The sequence below is a fragment of the Novimethylophilus kurashikiensis genome (genome assembly GCF_003112435.1).
GTDB classification, from domain to species: domain Bacteria; phylum Pseudomonadota; class Gammaproteobacteria; order Burkholderiales; family Methylophilaceae; genus Novimethylophilus; species Novimethylophilus kurashikiensis.
Window position 1 is genome coordinate 60,658 of sequence record NZ_BDOQ01000007.1, and the last position, 23,983, is coordinate 84,640.

The window sequence follows — 23,983 nt, forward strand, 5'->3', positions numbered from 1 at the left end:
GCCTTGCGTCGGCATCATGCCGCGCGAGTGAAGAAAAACCGTCGATATCACTGGGGCCGGGATATGAGCCTCGAGCCTACTATGTGGGCTGTTCTTATTAACACGCCAACCCCATGCTCATGTGCATCATGTGGTAATCCAAGGAAATATCTGGGAGAGCTCACCATCCAGGAGCTACGTCACCTCCAGCTTGATGAGTGACTAAATACCAGGATGTTTCCTATACATCCTAGTATTTTACTTGGGTATTCTTATGCGTTACTTTGCAAAACTCATGTTGGGCATTTTGGCCGCTATGTCATGTGCGGCCTCGGCGGCTGTATGGTCACCAATTTCAAGCTTCACTGCGGCGAATAAATGGAACGGCATCTGCGTAACTTCTGGAGCGGCGAACACTTGGCACAAGCTGGGCCCCTGTTCTGCCTATGATATTGCGCTTACAGTAAGTTCCAACCAAACAAATTACAACGTCAGAACCGCAGCTATTGCCGCTGGATGGGACGGAGTCACCCCGGTCAGTGTGGGCGTCACCATCAATAGTGGTGTTGTTATCTCCTCATCAACGACAAGCACTGCGGCATTTGTATCTGGGTCATTCCCGGCTGGAAGTTCGCTCACCATCGCTAATAGCGGTCGTATTGAAGGCCGGGGCGGTAATGGGGGTAAAGGTGGGGGGCTTGGAGGCGCAGGCTCTGCGGGGGGAGCTGGAGGTGCGGCAGTTAGCGTTACCGTTCCAACGACCATTAATAACATCGGAACCATTTATGGGGGAGGTGGAGGTGGCGGTGGCGGACAAGTCGCAGGCACACACCTTAACTCTGGTGGCGGCGGTGGTGGTGGCGGTGTAGGGGTCTCATCCGGTGGAGCTGGCGGTACAGGCGCTGCAGCGGGCGCTTCATCAGGAGCGGGCGGAACAATTTCAGCTGCTGGCGCAGGTGGCGCCGGAGGTAATAACGGCGGGGGTTACATCGGCGGAAGCGGAGGTGCTGGCGGCGGTTATGGAGCAGCCGGGGCATCCGGCGGAACAGCATCAACCACTGGGCCATACGGCCCCTATGCGGGTGGTGCTGCAGGTGCTGCCGTACAGGCTAATGGATATACGCTGACCTGGACGTCCGGGAATAATTCCACCCAGGTTAAAGGCCCGATTCAATGATGCTCTTGAAATTGTAAAACATGAGGTCCCGGTGGCGGAATTTGGTAGACGCGCCGTTCTCAAAAATCGGTTCGAAAGAGTGCGGGTTCGAATCCCGCCTGGGACACCATCTTAATTGTTCGTTTTGGTACTAATAATGCGCATATTTTACGATACCGAATTCACGTCTCTGTCAGCAGCGGCCGAACTTATTTCCGCTGGATTCGTCACCGAACACGGGCAAGAGTTCTACATTGAGTTCGATGGCATTGCAAAGTCCGAGTGTTCGGACTTTGTACTCGAAATCGTCTACCCGATGCTACGCGCACCTGGCGTTATCGTCAGCTCTCCCTTGATGGCCGCCCAGCACATCATCGACTGGCTCGCTGCTCAAGCTGCGTATGTGCGGCTGGTCTCGGACAACAATTATGACAGCTACTTGATGAGCAAACTGTTTCACAAACTGCTCGATTACAAGTCCAAAATAGAAGGTTACCGTCAAGAGGTTTCGCCCAATCTCAACATCAAATACGAACACCTAGGCTTTCCCGACTATGTGGCGGCAAAGGAATTTAAGAGGGCCTGTGAAGACTACTTCCTGGACCATCCTGACTGCCAACACCATGCGCTCCATGACGCCCGCTCACTCAAGCATGGGGTCATGCGAAGTGAGGGGTATTACTCTTGACAATTTTAGCTATTTTTGCTACTATTTAGGCTCACGATACGCACTTGTTAACAAGTGGCGTTATCAATTGTGCCATCGGGCGGTAGGCTTAGAAGCAGCCAGCTGGGCGAGACCCAGCAATCCGATAATGAGTGGTGATAGGCGCACGTGACCGTGGAGAGATTCACCCTGATGAATCCCACAGACCCGTGAGACTCGCGGGAACTGGAAGCAGGGCAAAGGCGAATGTTACTGAAGGACCTGGTTGGGATGAGCATGAGACTCTTCCGGGTGAAGGAAGTCGCTTGGAAACAAGGTTGCTAGGGCGTAGCTCCCTGAAATGTCCAATAACCTTTAGCGTAGCAGCACACCTTTGGCACAACAATTGGGCCTTAAGCTCATACGGTATGAGCACCCGACTCATAATCGGAAGGTACATGGGTTCGAACCCCTGAAGGCCCACCACACATGCTGGTGTGATGGAATCGGTAGACATATGCGGTGGCCACCCGGGCGTCAGAACCGGAGCACGAGCCTTCTCGGGAATCGGAGAGCCGCAGGCAATTGCGAGTTCGAGCCTCGCCACCAGCGCCCCTATAGAGATTGGAGTCGATATGTCCTACGTCGCCCCCACTGATGAACAGTTGACACGTTGGCGAGCCATTTATACCAAGCATGCCACGCCCACTTTAGCCCGACAGCGACCAGCCAATAGACGTTATGTGATGACGATGATGCAAAGGGCTGAGCAGCTGGCTCGTGAGGGGCAAGAGCTCTCCGATATGGACCTGCTCAACATATTTGTTTACTCGGTCAGACCGGGGTTTGTCTATCGGGATGATGAAACAATTGCTGCCTGTCGCCGCATGATGCGTGAAGCGGCAGAAATTTAATGCCGCGCTGACGGGAATTGGTAAACCTCCTGTCCTTAAAATTCAGGGTCTCCGCGTTCGAGTCGCGGGCGCGGTACCACTTACAAAAAGGAAAAAACGATGTCCTTACTTGATACCATCCAGGCAGCAAGTCTCTCGGCGCGAAAGGCTCGCAATACGGACGAAGCTGCGTTACTGACAACCTTATTCGCTGAAGCTGCTCGCGTCGGCAAGGACGACGGCAATCGCGTGTCGACCGATGCTGAAGTTCAGGAAGTTGTGCGCAAGTTCATCAAGAACAACAACGACACCATCCAAGCTCTCTGGATTCCGGAGAAGATTGACTTGGACGAAGCCCGTGTGGCGCGCCGTACCAAGCTCCAGCTCGAGCAGGCTGTCCTGATGTCGTTCCTGCCTAAGCAAGCAGCGCCTGAAGAGCTGCAGGCCGCCGTAAGTGAGATTGTGGCCGCGCTGCCGGATAAGTCCACCAAGCACATGGGGGCTGTGATGGGCCAGCTTAACAAGCGCTTTGGCGCCAACTTCGACAAACGTTTCGCCAGTGAATTGGTGAAGCATGCGCTTCAGTAATTGCGGCATGTGTTGCGCTTGTCCAAGGGAGTGAATACGCTATTATGACCAGCAAGATTGACCAACTTCCAGCACTACCTGATGACTCATGGGGTTACGCCGCGCATAGCTCGAATGAGAATGTCATCCATATTGCATGGAGTGGAAGAGGTGCGGTGTCGATAAACTTCAAGCTGCGCTCCATTGAACTGGGGTGGTGTGTACCAGGGCCGAATAACCAATCTGAAGCCCACTCCGGTAAGGGTTGGAGTGAGGCTCTTGTGAGAGCGGCTATCAGCAAGCTTCAAGCGGCCTGGGCGTAACCATCAATGCAATTAAAAAATCTCTCCCCGCGCTCCGGAGTGCCCGGCGGCCTTCTAAGCCGTACCGGTTATGAGTTCGAATCTCTACGGGGAGGCCAATCAATACCATGGATTTGACGTATCTTTTAGGCAAGCCTGGCAAACGGGTGAAAATGTCTCCCAACCTAAAAAAGGCACTCAAGGTCAGCGCTAGGCAGGGGCGTCGGGAAACGGTCTACCGCATGCTGAAAAAGCGTCAGGCCGGACATGTCCCATGTGCGCTTTGTGGCGCCTTGGTGTCAGAAAAGGAAGCGGCGCTGACTGATTTTGATGCCAAATCCATGGCTTGCGAGTCGGTCGATGGTTTTGTCATCATCCACAAAGCCTGCCCTGGAAATTGTTCAGTACCCTCGTAGCTCAGCGGAAGAGCGACGGGCTCCTATCCCGTAGGCCGGACGTTCGATTCGTCTCGAGGGTGCCCTCCATAGCAACGGGAGCATATGCTCCCGTAATTCATTCGCAATTCGCGATTAGCGATTGCAAACGTACATCGTTACTTCAAAACCAAAACGCATTTCGGTTACTTCAGGCTTGGTCCACATGTTAAGTCTCCTTAGGAATTAATTGAATGGGAGATGTCCCATCTGTAGGCTTTGAGTGAGGCTATCGCCTGAGGTTCTGCTCCAGCCCTAGAGGGCATCCTGATTCATGCCTAAAGAAAACCATTAACGTCGTGCTTGCGCGCTATACCTCGTGTGTTTAATTAACTTTACGAGGAAAAATCATGCAAGCATTTATTCAGGAGCTTGACGCTCAATTTGGGACCGACCAAGCGATGGGCGTGTACTTCGATGTGGAAGGGATGAAGGTGAGCGCTGCGGACTTTGACGCTCGAGCTGACGAATTTCAGGATAAGGAATATTTCAGCTGCTTACCTGATGGCTCCAGCGCAACCTGCTGCACCAATTATGCCGTTCAGGTGCGTAATGCCTACCCGGGACGTGTGCAGATAGTTGGGTTTCACAATGAGAATAACCCGACGTCCCGCGTTGCCATTGAAGGTATTCATCCTGGTGGGCACGACTTTGCGATTCTCGACGACCGCTACCTGATTGACCCGTGGATTAAGTTGGTCGCCGCAGATACGGACCAGATAATCTATGACCTGCAGGACCCGGATGATGCCGCAAAAGTAGCAATCAACTATGGCCCAGCTAGTTGCTGGGAACCTGTTTAACATTTCTCAAGCCGTCCTTTTTGGGGCGGCTTTTCTTCACTTGACGATTTATCATTTATTGGTATAATCGTGCAAGTTAAATCCATTCATTCTATACCTTCTAAGGACATATTTTTAACTTAGGAGGAGGTATTATTATGCAATTCGTAAATCTGGAAGTAGGCACCTTGTATTTGACGTCAGGCTTGCCTGGCGCCGGCAAGTCCACGTGGCTGGGAAGCGGCAACATTTTACCCAGCATGATTCTATCTGCGGATGCAATTCGTGAGTCCGTGCTTGGCCATAAAATGGTCGGTGGCTTGAAGCATATTTTTCAGGACAGGAATGATGTTGTCTGGTCATTACTGAATCAAATCCTGGAAGTTCGCCTCAAGGAAAAGCTCACGACGTTCGTGGATGCAACGTTACTCAACGATGCTGAGCGTGAGCCTTTGGTGAAGCTCGCCCAGAAGCATGGCGTGAAAGTGGTAGTGCTGATTTTTGACCGCCCCTTTGACACGTGTATGGTGCAAAACATTTCCCGGCAAGACCGGGTCTCCGAGTATCGGATGAATGAGATGTCCAAGGAGTTTCAGCTGGACAGCATGTATCCGTTCGTGCGTGTGCCGGAATTCACGGTGCCTCGGTTGGTGTCTCGCGACCTGCCTGACACCAACTTCGATGTCATCGGGGATGTTCATGGCCTGCTTGACGACTTGAAGGTGTTGCTGGGCAAGCTCGGGTATTCCCTCGAGTCTGGTGTGCCCGTACATCCGCAGGGCCGTAAGCTGCTTTTCCTGGGTGACGTCGTTGACCGTGGGCCTCAATCCATTGAGACCTTGAAGTTCGTCCGCCAGGCTATAGCGGTTGGGCACTTGATGGTCGCAGGTAATCATGAGCGCAAATTGCTGCAGTTCTGGGATTCACTCCAGACTGGGGCACCTCGCGCAAATTCTCCATCTGCTGCTGAAACGGCCATGGAGTTCATGAAGCTGCGTGAGGAAGAACAGCAGGCTTTGATTCAGTTTGTCCGAAACCTGCCTGGCTTCTACACTGTGACCGACGGGCCACTCCAGCTTGCGTTTGCGCATGCACCGCAGACGGCTTTTCATCCTTTCACGATTCTGCATTCTGAATGCCTGTATGGCGGGAATGAGTTGCCGGATTATGGCGATGAGGACGCCGACGGGATGTATGCGGAGAGCTATCGCAGCGGCGAATCACGGCACATGCTTATCCATGGGCACATCCCGTTGACGAGTATGCATCATTGCGTGTTCTCACTGGACGCCCACCAAGCGTTTGCCGGAAACATGCTGGCCTTGCGCCTGGATGGATTCTTGGCTGACTGTCGCGAAAAGATGGCTCAAGAGGCCTTCAATGACAATCTCGTTTCCCAAAAGTGCGAGTTTGACTTCGACGTACACAGCGCCAAGTTTGAACTGAAGCGTTCGCTGGATAAGCTGAAGACCGCCAAGATGGTGACCGTGCAAACGGAGCCGTCGGCCGGCCTATCGCTCTACAAGTATTCGAAGCGTGTGTTTTTCGATGCATTGTGGGGTGAGAGCCCTTATCTCCTGAAGGCTCGCGGTATCGTGCTTGACCTGGCTGGAAACATTGTCGTGCATCCGTTCGACAAGGTGTTTAACTATGGTGAAAACGGTGCCGGTCTCGATATCGCAGACGACCATCCGGTCTACGCGGTTGAGAAGATGAATGGCTTCCTAGGCTGCATCAGTCGCCATCCTTGGAAGAATGAACTGCTGGTGACGAGCTCCGGGTCATTCGACTCGCCGTTCGTTGACTACATCAAGTCGTTCATCACGCCGGCATTGAAGGGGCTGCTCCTCTCGTACTTCTCGCGCAACAACGTGACGCTCATGTTCGAGGTTCTGCATCCGGAAGACCCGCACATCATCCAGTACCGGCCGCAAGACATGGGCCTTTGGTTGATTGGTGGGCGAGGTAAGGAGCAGGGCGCTGAGCCGATAACGGAAGATGAGTTGGACGAAATCGGGTTGATGTTGACCGTGAATCGTCCGGAGTGGTTCTACACGTCGTTCGGGCAGCTGAAGGAAAAGGTGGCCACCTCCCGACTGGAAGGCTATATGGTTCGGGATGCGAAGTCACACAAGACGCTCTTGAAGTTCAAGACGCCTTATTACCTTGTGACCAAGTTCCTCGGCCGTATGAGCGACACCAAGGTACGGCACATGTTCTGTCATCCTAAGGGATTCAAGAAGGACATCGATGAGGAGTTCTACCCGTTGGTCGACCACCTGGTCACCACAACCTCGGAGACTGACTTCTTGGCGCTGCCGGATACAGAACGTGTAGTCCTGGTGCGAGACGCAATTCAAGCACTGCGCTAAGCAATAACGCTATACCCTCATGCCCCGCACATTTGTGTGGGGCGTTTTTCCATCCAAGGAGTACATCATGAAATTAACGCTGGAGATTCGCGCCGCCGAGGGCGGTGAAGATGCCAAGCTCCTGGTTCATGACCAGGCAGCCATTTATCAACGCTATGCCGCACGTAACGGCATCAAGGCGTCTGTGGAGACACGGGGCCACCTTTGACCTGGTAACTCTCGAGGGACCAGCAGAAATTCTTGCCATCCTGCGCAATGAGGCCGGCGGCCATCGCTGGCAACGCGTACCTCCGACCGAACGCAAGGGCAGGATGCAAACCAGTACCGTCACCGTTGCCGTAATGGAGGGTGAAAAATACGCTCCTTTACAGCTGAATGTGAACGATATCCAGGAGAGAGTAACAAAGGGGACTGGTCCAGGCGGGCAGAATCGAAACAAGCGATTAACCGCCATAATCCTCAAAGACCGCCTAACCGGTATCGAAGTAAAGGCTGAGGCCGAGCGCACACTTGAAGCAAACCGTCGAGTGGCCATGGCCACCTTGCGCGAGCGAGTCTTGGCTTATTACGCAGAGCGGGCGGCACAGGCCGAGAACAGTTTCCGCAAATCACAAGTTGGGACGGGCGCTCGGGGTGACAAGATACGCACTTATCGTGCGGACGGGGTGACTGACCATCGCACAGGAAAAAGAGCGGCATTGAGTTCAGTTGAAGCCGGCAAGCTTGACCTGTTGCTGTAAAGAAAAAGCCCGCAATCGCGGGCTTTTGAGTGTGCTACCAAACTTCCTTCTTGCGTAATGGTGTTCCCACTGGGGCATACCCATAAAACGGGTCAAACTGGCCTTCTTTTGACTTGAACCGCAACCGCTTTCGCACCATGACAGGAATCGCCATTTCAGCAGGAATGACGGCGCGAATAGACCCTGCAGAATTAACAAACTCTCTCCCTGGCTGGCTTCCGTATTTGTCATAAGTCACATAGGTGATATGCCAATAGTCGCCAGGTTGTGAAGGTTGGATACAACTTAGCACTTCAAAGAAAACGTCGCCACAATGTGACGTCGTCTGAATGAAGTCACCCGGTTTCAAGCCAGGAGGGTAGTAGCCGTTGGAACGACTTAGCTCTAACATGCTGCCTCCTAGGTGCCGTTGTGAATCAGAATGTAGCTGAGGTCGTTCTCGCGAGCATCTGCGAGGACCGGCACCAGCTTTTCCGGGATGTCCTTGTAAGTCCGGCTCATATTGAGCATGAACTCCCAGACACCCGCACCCTTGCCATTGTCACGGTGAGCATAGCTTGCGTTTTCCTGCACCCAGGCCCACTCAGGTGAAGCCTCCGGTTCAACGTCCTCACCGAGGATGTCGCTCATGGAGATGTCTCCAATCGTGGACTTGTTACCTGCGTTGAAGATGGGTTTTGTTTCAGGCGCTGCCAGTCCGGTCAATTCAAGTGCCTTGAGGGCCACTCGATTCCCGGTTGACGCCGCATTCCGCACAAAAGACAAGGCTGCCGCATCATCTGGAAAGCTATCTTCATCGTCATCACGCTGAAGGCTCAATACAACCTTGCCGTCGACGATAGTCTCGAACAAGTCCCAGCCATCGGCTTGCGCGGCCGCAGAATCGGCAGTCGTCCAGCACAGTGTCTGCAGATACTCCAGCGCTTCCTCGATGGTTTCGTGATAGCGGCCTTCTCCAGACTCTGCGAGGTCAAACGGCACATCGCTGTGGTACTCAACCCCATCCCAACTCAACCCAAAGACCTGCCCATCCAGACGCTCAACGAGGGTGACCTCGCCTTCCCAGCCTAGCTCGTAGGCCAGGTAGTTATTGGTACCAGGCTCATAGGGATTCAGCTTGGGAATGCCGATGCCGCTTGCTTGTTTTGCGTTGTCGACGATGGTGTTCAATGCTGCGTTGCTCATGATTTCTCCTTGGTTAATGTTTCCTAATTACTGCGTTGAAGTATAGGGAGCATCCTTCCTATACGAAGGAGTAGGAAAATCGACAATCAGGAGGAAAAATCATGCAAGCCGTAAGGACTACACTACCCCTTAAGGAGCAGTGCTGGAATCAAGTAAGAGCGGTCATTGAGACCGAAGGCCCAGGGACATCAGTGCAAATCGAATATGAGCAGCTGGCTGCTTCTTATGGCGACGCCCCCAATGACCCGGTCTGGGAAGAATTTGCGCAAGCGCTTGCCCAGTAACTCAAAACACCTCGGTTTTCCGGGGTGTTTGTTTATTTGGTTAAAAGAACCCGAGTTGCGTGGGCGCGCTTTCCAAGACCAGGCTGACCCCGCCGGCAACCTTGCGCATAATGGATTCAGCGATTCTCGCTAGTCTTGGGTGTGAGCTGCAATGCTTCAATTCCTGCACCGCTATGCCGTAGCCAGAGAAGTCTTCCTGAGCGACGCCGTGATGCCCCATGGAAATGGATATCGTAGGGACGCCCGCATACCGGCTTCCAAGGCGCTCAATGCTCCGGCAGAAGTGCTCAGGGGTTGCAATCCCTTTCGCGAATAAGGCGCCTGTCTCGTGAGCCAAGGCGATGCGGACAAACACATCTGCCTGGTTCGCTTCGGCGAGACGCATGAATTTTACGATATCCGCTTCGTCACGGGCGATATTGGCACATTGGATTTCAACAGCCACCCTGGCGCCGGCGACTTCCTTATAGGCATCAGGAATATCGCCAGTCGCCAAAGGATGGCCGACTCGCCAGCCGTGCGCCTTGAGTTGGGCTGCGAAGAGGGCATTTAAAGCTGGGATGTTGCCAATGTGCTCAGGAAGCTTGGCATAGCCCGGCCACACTGGAAAGGGGACTGAATCCACGATGGCGGATAGCTGCTGGAGAATTTCTGCCCGAGGATGCTTGGGGTCCAGCCCGAAGTCCCGAACTTCCAAAATTTGCATTGGATGGCCGCATGATTTAGAGGTCATCGTATAGCGTTAATTGATATTTTTTGTAACGAACTTGAAAGAAACACATGAATCACGACTTTATCGAGGCGCTTCTGCGGGAGACCCTCACTTTTGCCGACCAGCTGAAGGCTGCCTTGGCCGCTAACCAACCAATCCAGAAGCTCGAGCACACCTCATCCAGCACACACAAGCAGGTCCTTGTTCTACGCAAGGACCTGAAGATGCGACTTGGTAAATCAGTCGCCCAAGGTGCGCACGCCTCAATAGGCGCGCTGCTCGAGCGAGGGATACGCCTACCGTCAGCCATCATCATTCCGCTTGATGCCGACATCCGCCCCTGGCTGGACGGACGCTTCAAGAAAATCTGTGTCTCCACCCCGGACGAAGCCTCATTGCTTGAGCTCTATGCCCAGGCGCAAGCCGCAGGTCTGCCTGCTGCGCTTATTACCGATTCCGGGTTAACCGAATTCCATGGTGTGCCGACGCGCACCGCTTTATCAATTGGCCCCGGCGATGCCGAGGCTGTCGACCGCATTACAGGGGGCTTACCGCTCCTCTAAGTCGATGGCGTCCGGCGGGAAGGGGCTTGCTCCATCTCGCACTGAAAGGACGCCTCATGACTGCCATCCTCACGCTCGACCAAGCCGGCCAGCCTAACCGCTGGAGCACGCTTGAAGACGCGCTTTACTACCATCTCAAGGGACTTATCGCCTGGAGCCAGGGCGAGGACGAATATCACCTTCACGGTGGATACTCCAAGTCTGGACAACGCACCGTTGTTGCGCTCCCCTCCATCATCGCCGTTCGCAATATCGGCTTTGCCGGCCGGGTACCGCTCACGAATCAGAACCTGTTCTCTCGTGACGACAACATCTGCTGCTACTGTGGCCTGCGCTTCCCGCGAGGACAGCTCACGCGCGAGCACGTTATCCCGGTAGCACGCGGAGGCCCCAACACCTGGACCAACTGCGCAACCTGCTGCAAGCCGTGCAATAACGCCAAGGGCTGCATGCTGCCTGAAGAGGCTGGAGTGAAACTGCTGTACGTGCCGTATGCGCCAAATACAGCCGAATCTCTCATCCTGGCCGGCCGCAACATCAAGGCGGACCAGATGGAGTTCCTACGGGCCTGTCTGCCTCCTGATTCCAGGCTGCTTGGCAGGCTTAATTGATAGAAAAACCCCGTCGAGAAATCGGCGGGGTTTGAGTGTTACAGCGTGTCTAAAATCTCGTCAAACTGCTTGTCGTAATCGCTAACAGCCGGCGAAATCAATGAAGCCAGTCCAATTAAGGCAATTGGCGTGCTGTCGAATAATGCATACTCATTTTTGAGCAACGCATAGAACTGCTGCAGATGCCCCTCGATTTCACTGGTGGATGACTCATAGAACATCTCGGCCAGTAAGGCGGAATCAGACTGCTCGAGGCGATTTCCCTGCATAGCCAGCATGCCGTTTATGCGACGGAGCGAAAACGCGAGGGTAGCTAGAAACTCCTGACGGTCACGAACGCTATCAGGCACCTCCGCTTCAATCAGCACATCAACCGAGCCTTTTTCTAGGCTCACCTCACCAAGCTTGAATTCAAGCGTCCCCTCGCTAGCTGATGTAGCCAGCTTGAGACTCGCGAGAATTCGGTCGACGACGTAAGCAAAGGCAAGGGGTTTATCCTTGATGCCTGACTGCTCAGGCGAACCGGCCAAAACAATTTTCCCCAGACCTTCAGTAAAAATCCCATCCAGATAACGGCGGATGCTACGCCCGCAATTCCCTGTCGCATGAGACAGCTCTTCAGCACGTTCAATCAGATTTTCCAAATTTGCATTCAGCATAATAGTTTCCTTAAAAATTAATAAAGACCACGATATGTATAGCTGCATTCCAGCCCGCTTCCCTTGACCCAACATGATATTTATGGTAGATTTACTATATCTCGGTTCAAAGGGGTAACCCCATGTCTAACGTTAAACTTTCCCTGCAGTTCGCCCAAAAGCTGGAAACGGCTCACCTTGAACTGCTGAAAGCAGATACGCAGGATATTTACTGGGGAAGCCCGGCTGAAATTGAGGCTGGCAATATGGTTCACCAGCTTTGTATCGATAGCGGAATCGATATGGCGCAGGGTGAAGCCTATTGTATGAAGGCAACGCCTGAAGAAATCTGCGAATACAACCTGAAGCGTATTGCCGAGGCTTTGTCGGCCTTATAGCCTCTTTTTTGTAGGGATTTCCCTATACTCACAATCTTCTTTATCGCCTGGCCTCCCCGGCCTGTTGAAATGTTCCGTGGGATTTAAGGTTCTCATCAAATGAAACTACGTTTTGTCCTTCGCAAGGCGGCCACTATTGTGGCCTTGGCCCTTATTCCCTTTGCTGTCGGGGATGCAGCCACCTATCATCAGATTCAATCGGTTGCCACAGCGAACTCGACCTGGCACAAATTCACCGTGGCCAGCGGGACTGCCGGGACCTGGCGGGCCCTCAGTTCTGGTGCTACAGCCTGTTTCTCGCGTAAGGTAGGCTTTACCGCAAATACGTCGTGGACTATTCCGGCCGACAACTGCGGAACAATCCGAATTAAGGCTTGGGGAGCAGGCGGTGCAGACTACAGTGCGGGTAATGTCTCTAAGTCTGGAGGTGGTGGTTTCGCCCAAGCAGACTATGGTGTAACGCCTGGGTCTACTGTCCTGGTTGCGGTTGGTGGCGGCGGGGGTGTTAACGTCGCCGGCACAAATGGCGGCGGCGGAGGTGTTGCAACCTTTTATGGCGGCGGTGGCTACTCGGGCGTTTTCCTTAACAATTCTGCTACACAGGCTAATGCCATTGTTATTGCAGGAGGAGGTGGTGCCTGCGCAACCTTATCCATATGTAATGCGGGCGCGGGGGGTGGTTCGTCTGGGCAAAATGGAAGCACCGCCGGAGGAGGCACCCAAACTGCCGGTGGAACAAACTATAACAGCGGTACAACTGGAAGTGCGCTGAAGGGCGGGGCAACGATTGCGTCAAATAATTCAGGCGGAGGCGGCGGATGGTTTGGAGGAGGTGCCACCGGTGCGTCGGGTGGAGGCTCTGGGCACGTGATATCTGGTGCAACGAATACCATCCTGACGACGGGCAATGTTAATGTTGTCGCTAATGCCGCAGATGTCGACTACGTGGCGGGGAAAGGGAATGGCGCGAATATTTCCTCAGGAACGGCCTCAGGACAACCCGGCTATGTTGTCATCTATTATTAACTTGACATTAATAGGCAATTGAAGTATACTGTTTGAACAGTGGCGGCGTGGATGGACACGCAAAACGGCTAGACGCAGCGCATGCGCCCACAAGGAATTTCCATTGCGCTCGGGGTCTCCGTGCCCTGCACAGCTGGTGTCGAGCCCAGCCCTCTGTTCAAATATGGCCCCATAGCCAAGTGGTTAAGGCAGGGAACTTTAAATTCTCCATTCGAGGGTTCGAACCCCTCTGGGGCCACCAGACAAACTAAAGCCCACCAATACTTCTGGTGGGCTTTTTGAGTTTTATCGGCTGAATGAAGTTACTTCAGCAGCACCGCAAGCATGGCCGCAGCGAATAGAATTGTGCCAATGATTGCGCTGCCATAGGACAAAGTCACGCGGGTATGTTCAGCAGTGTCGAAGTGTTCTTTAATCCAGGCCGCCATCATAAATCTCCTAAATCAACATTCCTCAAAGTGTACCACTCTGTATAGTGTACCAGCGGTGTCAGTAAAATTGAGCATACATATACATTTTCTTGCCTGGCGGCATGGGTAATGTCATCGCTAGAATCAACTTAACATTCACTTGACAAGTATCAGATAATCAGATATGCTATATTCATATTGTTAATATTTAAGTTAAACTTCATTGCACGGCGGTAGCTCAAATGGCTTATGGTGAGGCTGCAGACTTGCTATAAGCACGCTTGACTAAGGCATGGGTGAGCCCACAAGGCCTGTGGAGGTAATCTGTGAACAATTTCTTGCGTGTAGAGCAATCCAAAGATAATGGAAAGGTCGTTGGTTCGAGTCCAGCCCGCCGTGCAATGAAGTTTGTTAATTTGTAAATAACAGCACTATACTGAGAACTATGCCTCACTTGTAAATACATCTCGCGTTAGATTCCTTCGCTTCGGCGAGGAACTCTTTCCATGCCTGGAGCCTGCCTCCAGCTCGTGGTCCGCCATCCCATTCGATGAGCCTTTTGGCTCAGTTTGCGTCAGTACGACTTAACTTTTATCGAATGGAGATTTGCAATGACCACCACTAACCTCAATACCACCATCCTGACCTCGGACGAGCGTCGCACGCTTACAGCCGCTTGGAGCGCTTTCCATGCCTCCGGGGAGGCGCGCGCAGAGGATTTCATTCTCTACGCCATCCTTCGAGGCAAGAACCCCAAGACTGGATTCACGCGCATCACCAACCCCAAGAAGCTGGCAAACGGTCTTCGTGAGTTTGGGGGCTACCAACATGCTCTTGACATGCTTGGCCGAGCCTATAAGGGGCCGCTGACTCGCAAGCTTGCTCTATGTTTCCCTGGCCTTCGCGGTGAGCGCTTCAATGAGCTTCTGGATGCCATCTCGGCTGCCATCGAAGCAGCTCGAAAGGAGGCTTAAGATGCATAAGCCCTACTCATACCTCATGGTGCGTGAAGACATCCCCCTCGAGCACCAGATGGTGCAGTTGGGCCATGCGGCCCTCGAGGCCGGCTTCAGCTTTAATCGCCCGGCCGAGACTTCCTACCTCATCCTCCTGGCGGCGAAGAACCAGGAGGAGCTGGTTCGCACGGCAGAGGAGCTCGCGGACCTTGGCATCGAGCATCACATGTTCTATGAGCCCGACTTCGGGCCCATGGGCCACTCTGCGCTGGCCACGAGGCCGCTCTTCGGAGATGAGCGTAAGCACATGCGGAAATATCGGCTGTACAAGGCAAAACAACCCATGATGGAGACCTGCTGACATGACGACAAAAATTTACACCCTCATTGCCCTCAAGGAAGAAAGCCAAAGCTATTGCCGCGGCTGCTTGATGGATACCTATAGCGGAGACTATCAACTCTGGTATGGCCTGGACCGAGACGCGCTTATCGCCAAGATGGCGGAATTCAAGCTCAAGAATACTGACCTTGGCCATAGTGAATCGGGCTATTCTTTAACAGTACTGATTAACGGTATCCCATGGGATTATTCTGACTACCATATTCTCAACCAGCCGGTGGATGTCGATGCTGTCTATGATGCACAAAGTGCATATTCGGAGGAGTTTTCGGAGATAGCCCGACTCGCAAAAGAAGCGGTGGTGGTACTACAGGCTCAGCAAGCGGAGAAGAAGGCTGAGGCCGACCGCTTGGCCAAGGAGGCGGAGGATGAACGTAATCGCCTGGCTGCAATTGCCAAGGAGGAGGCTGAGCGAGCCGAGTACCTGCGAATGCAGGCTAAGTTTGGCGCTCGAAATTGATAGCGCGTTCTCCATCCAAATTCTTCTCCTTGCGAAAAGTATAGTTTTTTGATATACTATGATGCGTGGCTGCCATCAGCGGCCACTTATCTACATGGGCCTACCCGGCCCCCTAATTTTCTCTGGAGAAACAAGCATGGCAGTAATTGACCGCGTTCTGGTGGGCGAAGCCCTGGTTATCGATATGCGAGTGGACAGCAATGAGCTGGACCTCTTGAACGTTGCACATATCGACCTCATCCTCGGCCCCCGTGGAAGCGCAGCAGAAGAAGCCTTCTGTCGCACCCTGACCGACCAGAAGCAAGGTGTGAACGGCCTCCTGGCTGTTGTTGCACCCAACCTCATGACCAAGCCGGCCACGGTCATGTTCAACAAGGTCACCATCAAGAACGGCAAGCAAGCTGTTCAGATGTTCGGCCCGGCCCAACGCGGTGTTTCGATGGCGGTCATGGACTGTGTCGAAGAAGGTATCATCCCGGCCGCCGAGGCTGACGACATTTTCATTTGCGTGGGCGTGTTCATCGACCACAACGCTGACAATGACGAGCGCATTCAGGACTGGAACTACCAGGCCACCAAGCAGGCAATCAAGAATGCGATTGCGCGCTTCCCGTCGGCTGAGCATGTTCTGGAAGAACGCAAGAAGGCGGCACACCCGTTCGCGGCGAAGTAACGTAACCCACAAGGGTGATGGTAAAAAAGGGCGGAGATTCCGCCCTTTTGTTCATTGAAACCTAGTTCTGACAGAGGTAGAAAGTGTAAGTTATAAAAGAGCCTGAAGAATTTCCCGTTTGGTAGGAGTTATATCCTCCTGGGCAGGAGCACGCTCCGGTTTCTGGATTAGCGGTACTACAATTAGTCCCCGACATTGCATAAGTCCCCCCAAAACGGCTTGCTGCAGTTCCAGTTGATACCTTCGTCCAAACCCCGCCAGAACAAAATACAGGGATGCCATTTGATGTATTAGCCATTGCGCCCGTATTGTAGCCTGCGCAGCTTGCACCGGCTCCGGCGACAAGGGATGGAACGATATTGTTGCCATAAATGGCACCGCTCGCATTAATAGCGCCTGAGAAATTTTGCTGGCCAGTAAACGTTTGTGTCGCATCTGTACGTGCAAGGATTGCCGATGTGCTGGGCATGGTCATCGTCGTGCCATCCGTGCCAGCCAGGGTTATGGAGTTGTTGACGGTCAAGGTCTTCCTAGTGACGCCTCCCGCAAGACTAAACCCAGTTGAGTTCTCTACTAGCGACATACCGTTGGCCCACTTGCCTGTGGTTCCGTTATATACAAGAGCTTGCCCGTTTGATGGACTCGTTAGGCTTACATCTCCCATGGTAGCCAAGCTCGATGCACCAACTTTAGCCCAGGCGCTGCCTGTGTCCCGATAGATTTCGTTAGTATCCGTCGTCATGTAAATGCGGTTTGCCACGCTGGCAGTTGGCCGGGCAGCCAAAGCCCCTGTGATGCTGGGGCTAGACAGCACCAAATTTCCTCCAGATACAGTCGTTCCGGCTGGCAGGCTCACGCCGCTCGAGGTCGCACTCAGGACTTGTGTGCCACCAGCGACCAAGCCAAGCGTATTGGCCGATGGCGAATACAATCCCGTGGTCGGGCTACCCGTGAAGGTGTACGCTGGGGAGGACGTCGAACCCACAGGCGCCACAATCTGCCCAGTCGCCGTCAGGGAGGACGTATTGATACCGCCGTTAGCCGTGATACCTCCGGAGGTCACCAGCGTCGCCAGCGTACCGTTACGGCTGCCGTCGATAGCCGACGCCCCACCAATCTGGAGGGAGCCTACGTTTGCATATCCAGTCACGGTAGCGTTACCCGCTGCGATGACGTTATTGATATTGTTGAGGTTGCGACTGGTATCGATGACCGTCGTGCCACCGACCTGAAGACCCCCACCCGCATTCACTACGCCGGAGAATGCCCCACCATTCGCCGTCACATTCTTGCTGGCATCCAGGAACACGGCGCCGTTGACCGTGACCGTGCCGTCGGTGCCCAGATTGAAGCGTTCAGAGCCACCGGTCTTAATAGCAAAGCTACCGTTAGCGACGTTAATCAGCATCTTGCTGTTGGTGTTGTCGTAGCCCAGAAAAGCGTTCACCGAAGAGCCGGCCGTGTTGTAGATATTGATGCCGGTCGTTGAGCTGGTGCCGCTTAGCCCCAGGGCCGTCGCCGAGGCGCCACTATTGATAGTGAGTTTTTCAGCGCCAAGGGTTGTTTGACCGATGGCTACGCGGCCACTGGCGTTCGCCATGGTGACGTCGTAAGTACCATTATCAAGCCAGTTCTGGCTGCCACCACTTCCCCCTCCCAGGTTAAGCCATTGTTGTTGGCTGGCGCTCCACCGGTACATACGGTTGGTGTCGGTCGTGAGGCGGACTTCACCATCATGTAAGGAGCCTGCACTAAGCCCTTGAAGCGCGGTTAGTGAGGCTGCAGGCGCGCCCCAGTAGGTCGACGTCGTGCTCGAGGCGCCGGTCGTCACCTGATTGGTCGTCATCCAGAAGGCATAGTCGTCGCCACGCACAATGCCTTGCGCTAGGTCTGCGCAAGTCGTCTGAAAGACGTTGTCTAGGCCGTAGGAGATGACCGCCAGGGAGACTGAGCCTGCAGCCGTACTACCAGGCAAGCGGCCGCTGCTCGAGGTTAGTGTACCGTTATCCCAGGCGCAATAGCCCAGCGTGCCGCCGAAGCCATCCGTCTTGGGCGCGGAGGAGGTATCCGGGATGACGCCTCCATCCGAGGTGCCTAGCCCGGTACCCAGCTTCATGGCCGGCGCTTCAATGGTCGCATCATTATCGACGTCGTAGCTCTCAGCAACGAGCTGATACACCGCCTGCTGCACGGAGGCGTATTGGCTGTTACGGCGAATGGCATCACTCGTAGTATCCGCTAGAGCAGTGTAAGTAACTAGCGCCATTGAACCGAAAGCAGCCAGCCGGGTCATCCAAACTTTTTCTGAATATTTTTGCATTTTTGGAAACCAAAAAATCATGTGTCAGAAGTATAGTTAACATCTTGATAGCACAAGATATAATTAACTAAGCTATTGACATTGCTTGCTATTTTTGATATACTCAAAAAATACAAAAGGGAGTATAGAAATGTTAACAGTCGCCGTAAGTAGCCGTGCATTATTTAATCTTGAAGACGGAAATACCATCTTCCAGACGGAGGGATGGGCTGCATTTGACGCCTACATGCGTAAAAATGAGAAGAAGCCTCTTCGTCCAGGGGTTGCCTTCCCGGTCATCCAGAAGCTGCTTGCCCTCAACATTGAAGGTGCTCCCCGCAAGGTGGATGTCATTCTACTGTCGAGTAATACCTTGGATGCGGGCGCTCGCGTAATGAATTCGGTTCGCCATTACGGCCTGAACATCGACCGTGCATTCTTCACTTCGGGTGGCAACCGATTTTCCATCGCACAAGCCGGTAATGTGACGCTGTTCCTGTCAACCAACCCTGATGAAGTGCGTCGCGCGCTTGACCGGGGCATTGCAAGTGCTTGTGTGCAACCTCATTCGCACGTAGGCGAGTCTGCGCCTGGCATACGCATCGCGTTTGATGGCGACTCCGTCCTGTTTGATGACTCGGCCGAACGGGTAAACCATGAATCAGGCTTGGCCGCATTCACGCAGAATGAGCAGAAGCAAGCCAGGATTCCGTTGGGAGCAGGTCCATTCAAGCCTGTATTACAGGCCCTGCAGGAGATTCAGGAGAGCTACGCCGACGCTGCTGATTGCCCAATACGCGTCGCGCTGGTAACGGCGCGTAGTGTGTCAGCTTATGAGCGTGTTCTGCATACCTTCCGTACCTGGCGGGTCAAGGTGGATGAGTGCTTCCTGTGCGGCGGCCTTCCGAAAGGACCCTTCCTCGCAGCATTTGGCGCAGACCTGTTTTTCGATGACGGTATGCATAACATCGAGTCCGCAGCGCAGTACGTGCCATCGGGCCATGTCCCACACGGCGTCGCGAACCAGGAAATGGCCGTTACCGCATAACGCATACTCAGCCGCATACCCACCGAAGCCCGGCCATCGTGTCGGGCTTTTTCATTTCTACGAGGACGCCTCGGCCCAGCGAGGCCGAGATGGAGATGCTAACACCGCTCGTCCATCCTGGTTGGACAAAATTGAAGCTAACGCCGAAGGCGGGAAGGTGAGTGATTATCGCGAGGGTTCGGGGTTACGAAATTTGCATCCTAAGGGGGTTTCTGATGCGTCTTAATAAGCCTCCCATTTGATTTGGGATTACAAACTAGTGATTATAATATGATTACAGGGGTGTAAAATTGCCGTTTTAAATCTAATAATCAGTGACTTACAAAATCACTCGCCGCCAATTATCCCGCACTTTGCCGCCAATTATCCCGCAGAAGCTCGCCAATTATCCCGCACCTGTCGCCAATTATCCCGCACTTACCTGCATTCTTTGGTATACTGGTATTATCGAATCGCCTCCGGCTTCTCTAGGAATATCGCTTTGCACGAATCAACCGCTGTCGCCGAATTATCGGGCTGGCTGCCAGAAGTGTTGGCACCTGCCACGCATTTAAGCCCCATTCCGAACGTCCTTGCTCGCTGCTCGATGTTTGCCGCGCGCACTGGTCGAGGTGCGGTAGGGAAGATAGTCTACAGGAAGCGTACCTTGTTAGCGGCGTATGGTGGCTACGAAATCTGGCAGGAGGCGGGGAGTCCGCATCTTACTCAGGACCATTTGGATATCTGGCTACTCCTCATAAAGGCTTCTTACGATAATCCTTTAAACCAGTCTGATAAAACGGTGACCGTTTCATTTGGCTACCGGGAGATGCTCCGTCACCTCGGTAAAACCGGAGGCGGCGCGGATATGGCTTGGCTGCGTGACAAGCTTACTGAAATGCGTATGGCTACCTACCGAATCACCTGCGGTGAGCAATTGACGGTGACGGGTCTGGTTCATAAATTTACCCAGTCCCCAGGCGAGGATGGCCGATACGAGGTTCTGTTGGATGCTGAGCTCCGCAACCTTTTCTCTGCTGGGTGGACGCAACTCAATCTGGCGCATCGTCTTGCGCTGGCAGGTCGCACAAGTGCTCACGTCCTGGCGCAGTGGCTTCACGCGTTCTACTCAACCCATCGCTCACCTGTGCCTTTGGGGACACAGAAAATTCAGATGCTGTGCGGGCGGGCCGAGATGGAAGCGGGTAAATTCAATAAGCTCCTTCAAGAAGCCATTGAGCATATCAACAATAGCACCATTGGGTGGAAGTGCGAGGTTAACAATGGGGTGGTATCCGTGAAAAAAGGAAGCCACACAAAATTAGCGCAGCGCGCTGGCCACGAAAAATCTTCGAGGCCTAGGTATGATTTAGTGGCAGAAGAAGACGAGGAAGATATTTAATCTTCACATGTTGCATATTTGAAGTTTAGTGATATACTTGTCTTGTTCGGATAAGGATGGGTTCAGCACTTTCATTTCTGACAAATGGCTTGCCGGGGCACCTTACGTGGACTAAAACTCTCCCGTAAGGACCGAAACCTCCCGCTTGGGGACGCAATCCTGAGCTAGTTGTGTGGCACGATAGCCACTCCCTTCCAGGCAGGTAGCCTTGGACGACCGAACCGGAATAGCCTTAGGGCACCATCCTGTAAGCGGAGCCAGTTACACTGGTTCCGCTTGATTCTCTCCCTCAGCGATTAAACTCTTATGCGGAAAACATTAAACGGCGCAGCTACATTCAAGACATCAGGCTCAGCCTGCCTTGACCTGTTCTCCATGATTGGAGCGGCACGCCGTCATCCCGCACAGCTTATTCAACTCTTTGAGCGTGCCCTGCGCGAAGACCAGGCGCTTGCCTTGCGTATCCTCCTGTGGTCGCGTGACGCCCGCGGAGGGGCGGGTGAGCGAGACACCTTCCGCAACGTCCTGCATTGGCTTGAGCGTAAGCGTCCAGAATTAGCGAGAAAGCTCATTGCCTCCTGGATTATTCCGGAGGTTGGCCGCTGGGATGACGTCTTAGGTGTAGCGACACCGGAACTGCGGGCCTTGGTCGCAAGCCAGGTAGCGCTTGTTTTAGCAGGCTCCATGGAAGCGTCACCTGACAGGTTGGCAGCTAAGTGGATGCCGCGCTCTGGCCCGGTCGCAGCTTGGCTCTGTAAGGCCCTTGGTATTTCCGAGGCCCAGTGGCGAAAGGGATTGGCCAAGATTTCCGATACCGTCGAGCAGCAAATGTCGGCAGGCAAGTGGAGTGGCATCCGCTATACCGCAGTCCCGTCTGTCGCGGCAACCCGCTATCAAAAGGCTTTTGCGCGCCACGATAAGCGCTATGCGACCTACATCGAGGACGTTACAGCGGGTAAGGCAACCATGCATGCGGGAGTGGTGTTCCCGCACGATGTTGTTAAGGCAAGCGCTGTGCATGATGCGGCAGCGACTGCGCAGTGGACGCAATTGCCCCGTCCTGCTATTGCAGGCAAGGCGCTGGTGCTATCTGATGTATCCTCGTCAATGATACGGCGTATTGGCGGCAATACCCTCGCAATCGAAGTCTCCATTGCGCTTGGCCTGTTGCTTTCAGAAGCGCTGCCTGAGCCCTTCAAGAATAAGGTCTTGATGTTCTCAGCCCAACCAGAGTTCCACACGGTGAAAGGCAATACGCTGCATGAGCGTGTAACCAATCTCACCAGCGGGATGTGGAGCATGAGCACCAACATACAGGCTGCTTTCGATAAAATTCTCTCGATGGCACGAGAAGCCGGCGCGGGGTTCGAGATGCCAGAAGCACTCATCATCCTCTCCGACATGGAGTTCGATGAGGCAGACGCCAAGGGATGGACAAACTTTGAGGTCGCACGCAGGAAGTTTGAGCGGGCTGGCTTTAAGATGCCGTTAATGGTGTTCTGGAACCTGGCGGGCAGAGCCGGCAATGCCCCTGTGCGCGCCAATACCCCTGGTGTTGTTTTGTTGTCAGGATATTCCCCTCGTATTCTGGACGCGGTCCTCGCGGGAAACTATGAGCAGCTCACCCCAACTATACTGATGCGTCAGGCCGTCTATATAGCACGGTACGACATTCCAGGGTTAACCATCCCGACAAAGTTAATCCTGACGTAACATGCAGAATTAATGCGGCAAAATTGTTAATTAAGGCAAGTTAACACTTGCCTTTTTTCATTTATTCTGCTATAGTTACACCATCGCAATCAGCAATGAAATACCAGGAGGATTCCTCAATGGCTAAGCAGGATTTAGTAGTTCGCGCACTGGACTTGGGTTCCGGTTTTGTAAAATTGAGCAAGAAGACGGAAAATGGCCTCGAGTTCATGAGCTTCCCGTCGCTTGCCCCGCGCCATACCGGCCGCGACCTCTCGATGTCGCTTTTGGGTAAGCGGGATACTGTTGTGGTGACGGTTGAGGGGACGCAGTATGAGGTTGGCCCGGATAGCGGCGACCTCGATACCAACGACGCTACCCGCAACCTGAACGACCAATACATATATACCGACCAATACAAGGCTTGTTTCTACGGCGCCCTGCACTACATGGGTGAGTCAACTATCGACCTGCTGGTTGTTGGTTTGCCGCTTACAACCTTGCATCGTGCTGCAGACCTCAAAGCAATGATGGAGGGTACGCATGTTATCAATGAAGATGAGACGGTAACGGTCAAACAGGCGCTGGTTCTGGCTCAGCCGATGGGCGGCCTGCACTATTGCTTGTCGCTGGAAGACACGGTGCCTGAGTTCGAGTTTCTCCGTGATGAAACCAACCTCATCATCGACCCCGGCTACCTGACCTTTGACTTCCTGGTCACTAACGGTGAAAAAATTAACGACCCTCGCAGTTCGGCCCACCCTGGCGGTGTCTCCAAGGTGCTGCGCGCGATTGCGGAATCGATTTCCAACAAGTTTGGCATGAAGTATGACAACCTGACCGCCATTGACCGCGCTATCGAGCGCCGTCGCATCAAGATTAGCGGCCAAGTGGAAGATATGCTCGAGCATATCAGAAATGCGCGTGCCGCCATTGAAGGCTCGGTTAACTACCTGCGCAACATTGCGGGGGATGGCTCTGATATCGACAACATCATCCTGATGGGTGGTGGCGAAAAAATCTTCAGCAAGACCATCCTGAACTATTACAAGGACCACAAGATTTACGTGCTACCGGATGCCCAACTAGCGAACGTCAAAGGCTTCCAGGCCGCTGGCGAGAAGTTTGCCGGGGTGCCTGCTTCCCAGACAAAAGCGGCAGATGCGCCCAAGGTTACTGTACTGACATGGGAGCCGCCAAAGCCAGCGCAAGCAGCTACCGCGGCACCAGCGGCGCAGCCTCAGGCCGCTGCGCCGGCACCACAGCCTGAGACCGAGGCCGAGGAAATCTAGTCGCTTAAAGTAAAACAATGAAAAAGGGCGGCAATACCGCCCTTTTTTGTTAGAAATGACTTTAAAGAAATTAATTGAAGTCAC

At 53.6% G+C, this 23,983-nt stretch carries 29 protein-coding genes and 6 tRNA genes; 28 read left to right on the forward strand and 7 right to left on the reverse strand.

From position 1 onward, the window contains the following. Window positions 1-253 precede the first annotated feature (253 nt). From NMK_RS18485 to NMK_RS09485, 10 genes are all read left to right on the forward strand, one after another. Window positions 254-1,156, forward strand: a complete 903-nt coding sequence (locus NMK_RS18485; RefSeq protein ID WP_181376220.1) for a hypothetical protein — start codon at window positions 254-256, stop codon at window positions 1,154-1,156. A 25-nt stretch (window positions 1,157-1,181) separates the two neighbouring features. Then, a tRNA-Leu gene (locus NMK_RS09455) sits at window positions 1,182-1,265 on the forward strand. A 27-nt stretch (window positions 1,266-1,292) separates the two neighbouring features. Next, on the forward strand, window positions 1,293-1,823 hold the full coding sequence (locus tag NMK_RS09460) for a 3'-5' exoribonuclease (RefSeq protein ID WP_109015507.1): 531 nt from the start codon (window positions 1,293-1,295) through the stop codon (window positions 1,821-1,823). Window positions 1,824-2,189: 366 nt separating this feature from the next. Next, window positions 2,190-2,267, forward strand: a tRNA-Ile gene (locus NMK_RS09465). A gap of 5 nt (window positions 2,268-2,272) precedes the next feature. Further along, a tRNA-OTHER gene (locus NMK_RS18490) sits at window positions 2,273-2,393 on the forward strand. Between the two features lie 23 nt (window positions 2,394-2,416). Further along, window positions 2,417-2,695: a hypothetical protein gene (locus NMK_RS09470; protein ID WP_146187159.1), complete on the forward strand. Its 279-nt coding sequence runs from the start codon at window positions 2,417-2,419 to the stop codon at window positions 2,693-2,695. A gap of 1 nt (window position 2,696) precedes the next feature. Beyond that, window positions 2,697-2,774 (forward strand) — tRNA-Leu (locus NMK_RS18495). 20 nt (window positions 2,775-2,794) lie between these two features. After that, the gene (locus NMK_RS09475) at window positions 2,795-3,262 is read left to right on the forward strand and encodes a GatB/YqeY domain-containing protein (protein ID WP_109015509.1); all 468 of its coding nucleotides are present in this window, start codon (window positions 2,795-2,797) and stop codon (window positions 3,260-3,262) included. A 409-nt stretch (window positions 3,263-3,671) separates the two neighbouring features. Beyond that, window positions 3,672-3,959 carry a hypothetical protein gene (locus tag NMK_RS09480; RefSeq protein WP_109015510.1) on the forward strand — a complete coding sequence of 96 codons (288 nt, stop codon included), beginning with the start codon at window positions 3,672-3,674 and terminating at the stop codon, window positions 3,957-3,959. After that, window positions 3,950-4,021: transfer RNA gene (locus tag NMK_RS09485), tRNA-Arg, on the forward strand. Before NMK_RS09480 ends, NMK_RS09485 begins: the two co-directional genes overlap by 10 nt. A gap of 52 nt (window positions 4,022-4,073) precedes the next feature. Here NMK_RS09485 and pqqA read toward each other — a convergent pair. Then, window positions 4,074-4,145 carry a pyrroloquinoline quinone precursor peptide PqqA gene (pqqA, locus tag NMK_RS09490; RefSeq protein WP_081774944.1) on the reverse strand — a complete coding sequence of 24 codons (72 nt, stop codon included), beginning with the start codon at window positions 4,143-4,145 and terminating at the stop codon, window positions 4,074-4,076. A 182-nt stretch (window positions 4,146-4,327) separates the two neighbouring features. Between pqqA and NMK_RS09495 the strand changes: the two genes are divergently transcribed. From NMK_RS09495 to NMK_RS09510, 4 genes are all read left to right on the forward strand, one after another. After that, window positions 4,328-4,780, forward strand: a complete 453-nt coding sequence (locus tag NMK_RS09495; RefSeq protein WP_109015511.1) for a hypothetical protein — start codon at window positions 4,328-4,330, stop codon at window positions 4,778-4,780. Between the two features lie 137 nt (window positions 4,781-4,917). Then, the gene (locus NMK_RS09500; RefSeq protein WP_109015512.1) at window positions 4,918-7,131 is read left to right on the forward strand and encodes an AAA family ATPase; all 2,214 of its coding nucleotides are present in this window, start codon (window positions 4,918-4,920) and stop codon (window positions 7,129-7,131) included. 67 nt (window positions 7,132-7,198) lie between these two features. Beyond that, window positions 7,199-7,339: a PCRF domain-containing protein gene (locus NMK_RS18895; RefSeq protein WP_181376221.1), complete on the forward strand. Its 141-nt coding sequence runs from the start codon at window positions 7,199-7,201 to the stop codon at window positions 7,337-7,339. Beyond that, window positions 7,287-7,871 (forward strand): peptide chain release factor-like protein, encoded by a 585-nt coding sequence (locus NMK_RS09510; RefSeq protein WP_181376222.1) that lies wholly within the window; start codon window positions 7,287-7,289, stop codon window positions 7,869-7,871. Before NMK_RS18895 ends, NMK_RS09510 begins: the two co-directional genes overlap by 53 nt. 34 nt (window positions 7,872-7,905) lie before the next feature. Here the strand turns inward: NMK_RS09510 and NMK_RS09515 are convergent, their stop codons facing one another. After that, window positions 7,906-8,262: a hypothetical protein gene (locus NMK_RS09515; RefSeq protein ID WP_109015515.1), complete on the reverse strand. Its 357-nt coding sequence runs from the start codon at window positions 8,260-8,262 to the stop codon at window positions 7,906-7,908. 8 nt (window positions 8,263-8,270) lie between these two features. Further along, window positions 8,271-9,056 (reverse strand): hypothetical protein, encoded by a 786-nt coding sequence (locus NMK_RS09520; protein WP_109015516.1) that lies wholly within the window; start codon window positions 9,054-9,056, stop codon window positions 8,271-8,273. Window positions 9,057-9,157: 101 nt separating this feature from the next. Between NMK_RS09520 and NMK_RS09525 the strand changes: the two genes are divergently transcribed. After that, on the forward strand, window positions 9,158-9,340 hold the full coding sequence (locus NMK_RS09525; RefSeq protein ID WP_109015517.1) for a hypothetical protein: 183 nt from the start codon (window positions 9,158-9,160) through the stop codon (window positions 9,338-9,340). Window positions 9,341-9,380: 40 nt separating this feature from the next. Here the strand turns inward: NMK_RS09525 and NMK_RS09530 are convergent, their stop codons facing one another. Beyond that, entirely contained in the window at window positions 9,381-10,046 is a 666-nt protein-coding gene (locus NMK_RS09530; protein WP_109015518.1) for a BglII/BstYI family type II restriction endonuclease, read from the reverse strand. 74 nt (window positions 10,047-10,120) lie between these two features. Here NMK_RS09530 and pth2 point away from each other — a divergent pair, with 74 nt between their 5' ends. Together pth2 and NMK_RS09540 are read left to right on the forward strand one after the other, a co-directional pair. Then, complete coding sequence (gene pth2, locus NMK_RS09535) at window positions 10,121-10,615, forward strand: aminoacyl-tRNA hydrolase (protein WP_109015519.1); 495 nt, start codon at window positions 10,121-10,123, stop codon at window positions 10,613-10,615. Window positions 10,616-10,671: 56 nt separating this feature from the next. Next, window positions 10,672-11,226: an HNH endonuclease gene (locus tag NMK_RS09540; protein WP_109015520.1), complete on the forward strand. Its 555-nt coding sequence runs from the start codon at window positions 10,672-10,674 to the stop codon at window positions 11,224-11,226. A gap of 38 nt (window positions 11,227-11,264) precedes the next feature. Here the strand turns inward: NMK_RS09540 and NMK_RS09545 are convergent, their stop codons facing one another. Next, window positions 11,265-11,885, reverse strand: coding sequence for a hypothetical protein (locus NMK_RS09545; RefSeq protein WP_109015521.1), 621 nt, complete (start codon window positions 11,883-11,885; stop codon window positions 11,265-11,267). Between the two features lie 122 nt (window positions 11,886-12,007). Here NMK_RS09545 and NMK_RS09550 point away from each other — a divergent pair, with 122 nt between their 5' ends. Together NMK_RS09550 and NMK_RS09555 are read left to right on the forward strand one after the other, a co-directional pair. Continuing rightward, window positions 12,008-12,262 carry a hypothetical protein gene (locus tag NMK_RS09550; protein WP_109015522.1) on the forward strand — a complete coding sequence of 85 codons (255 nt, stop codon included), beginning with the start codon at window positions 12,008-12,010 and terminating at the stop codon, window positions 12,260-12,262. 99 nt (window positions 12,263-12,361) lie between these two features. After that, window positions 12,362-13,288: a glycine-rich protein gene (locus NMK_RS09555; RefSeq protein ID WP_109015523.1), complete on the forward strand. Its 927-nt coding sequence runs from the start codon at window positions 12,362-12,364 to the stop codon at window positions 13,286-13,288. 302 nt (window positions 13,289-13,590) lie between these two features. Here the strand turns inward: NMK_RS09555 and NMK_RS18900 are convergent, their stop codons facing one another. After that, the gene (locus tag NMK_RS18900; protein ID WP_265415768.1) at window positions 13,591-13,719 is read right to left on the reverse strand and encodes a hypothetical protein; all 129 of its coding nucleotides are present in this window, start codon (window positions 13,717-13,719) and stop codon (window positions 13,591-13,593) included. Between the two features lie 206 nt (window positions 13,720-13,925). Between NMK_RS18900 and NMK_RS18500 the strand changes: the two genes are divergently transcribed. The 5 genes from NMK_RS18500 to fae all read left to right on the forward strand — a co-directional run bounded on the left by NMK_RS18500 (window position 13,926) and on the right by fae (window position 16,187). Continuing rightward, a tRNA-Ile gene (locus NMK_RS18500) sits at window positions 13,926-14,097 on the forward strand. A 212-nt stretch (window positions 14,098-14,309) separates the two neighbouring features. Beyond that, window positions 14,310-14,672 carry a hypothetical protein gene (locus tag NMK_RS09560; RefSeq protein WP_109015524.1) on the forward strand — a complete coding sequence of 121 codons (363 nt, stop codon included), beginning with the start codon at window positions 14,310-14,312 and terminating at the stop codon, window positions 14,670-14,672. Between the two features lies 1 nt (window position 14,673). Next, entirely contained in the window at window positions 14,674-15,015 is a 342-nt protein-coding gene (locus NMK_RS09565) for an aminoacyl-tRNA hydrolase (protein WP_109015525.1), read from the forward strand. A gap of 1 nt (window position 15,016) precedes the next feature. Further along, on the forward strand, window positions 15,017-15,514 hold the full coding sequence (locus NMK_RS09570) for a hypothetical protein (protein ID WP_109015526.1): 498 nt from the start codon (window positions 15,017-15,019) through the stop codon (window positions 15,512-15,514). 136 nt (window positions 15,515-15,650) lie between these two features. Beyond that, window positions 15,651-16,187: a formaldehyde-activating enzyme gene (gene fae / locus NMK_RS09575; protein WP_109015527.1), complete on the forward strand. Its 537-nt coding sequence runs from the start codon at window positions 15,651-15,653 to the stop codon at window positions 16,185-16,187. A 61-nt stretch (window positions 16,188-16,248) separates the two neighbouring features. Here the strand turns inward: fae and NMK_RS09580 are convergent, their stop codons facing one another. Next, window positions 16,249-18,480, reverse strand: a complete 2,232-nt coding sequence (locus NMK_RS09580) for a beta strand repeat-containing protein (protein WP_109015528.1) — start codon at window positions 18,478-18,480, stop codon at window positions 16,249-16,251. A gap of 157 nt (window positions 18,481-18,637) precedes the next feature. Between NMK_RS09580 and NMK_RS09585 the strand changes: the two genes are divergently transcribed. The 4 genes from NMK_RS09585 to NMK_RS09600 all read left to right on the forward strand — a co-directional run bounded on the left by NMK_RS09585 (window position 18,638) and on the right by NMK_RS09600 (window position 23,899). Then, window positions 18,638-19,534, forward strand: a complete 897-nt coding sequence (locus tag NMK_RS09585) for a 5'-nucleotidase (protein ID WP_109015529.1) — start codon at window positions 18,638-18,640, stop codon at window positions 19,532-19,534. Between the two features lie 481 nt (window positions 19,535-20,015). Continuing rightward, the gene (gene trfA / locus NMK_RS09590; protein WP_109015530.1) at window positions 20,016-20,915 is read left to right on the forward strand and encodes a plasmid replication initiator TrfA; all 900 of its coding nucleotides are present in this window, start codon (window positions 20,016-20,018) and stop codon (window positions 20,913-20,915) included. Between the two features lie 306 nt (window positions 20,916-21,221). Further along, the gene (locus tag NMK_RS09595) at window positions 21,222-22,628 is read left to right on the forward strand and encodes a DUF2828 family protein (RefSeq protein ID WP_109015531.1); all 1,407 of its coding nucleotides are present in this window, start codon (window positions 21,222-21,224) and stop codon (window positions 22,626-22,628) included. A gap of 119 nt (window positions 22,629-22,747) precedes the next feature. Next, on the forward strand, window positions 22,748-23,899 hold the full coding sequence (locus NMK_RS09600) for a PRTRC system protein D (protein ID WP_181376223.1): 1,152 nt from the start codon (window positions 22,748-22,750) through the stop codon (window positions 23,897-23,899). The last annotated feature ends 84 nt before the right edge of the window (window positions 23,900-23,983 follow it).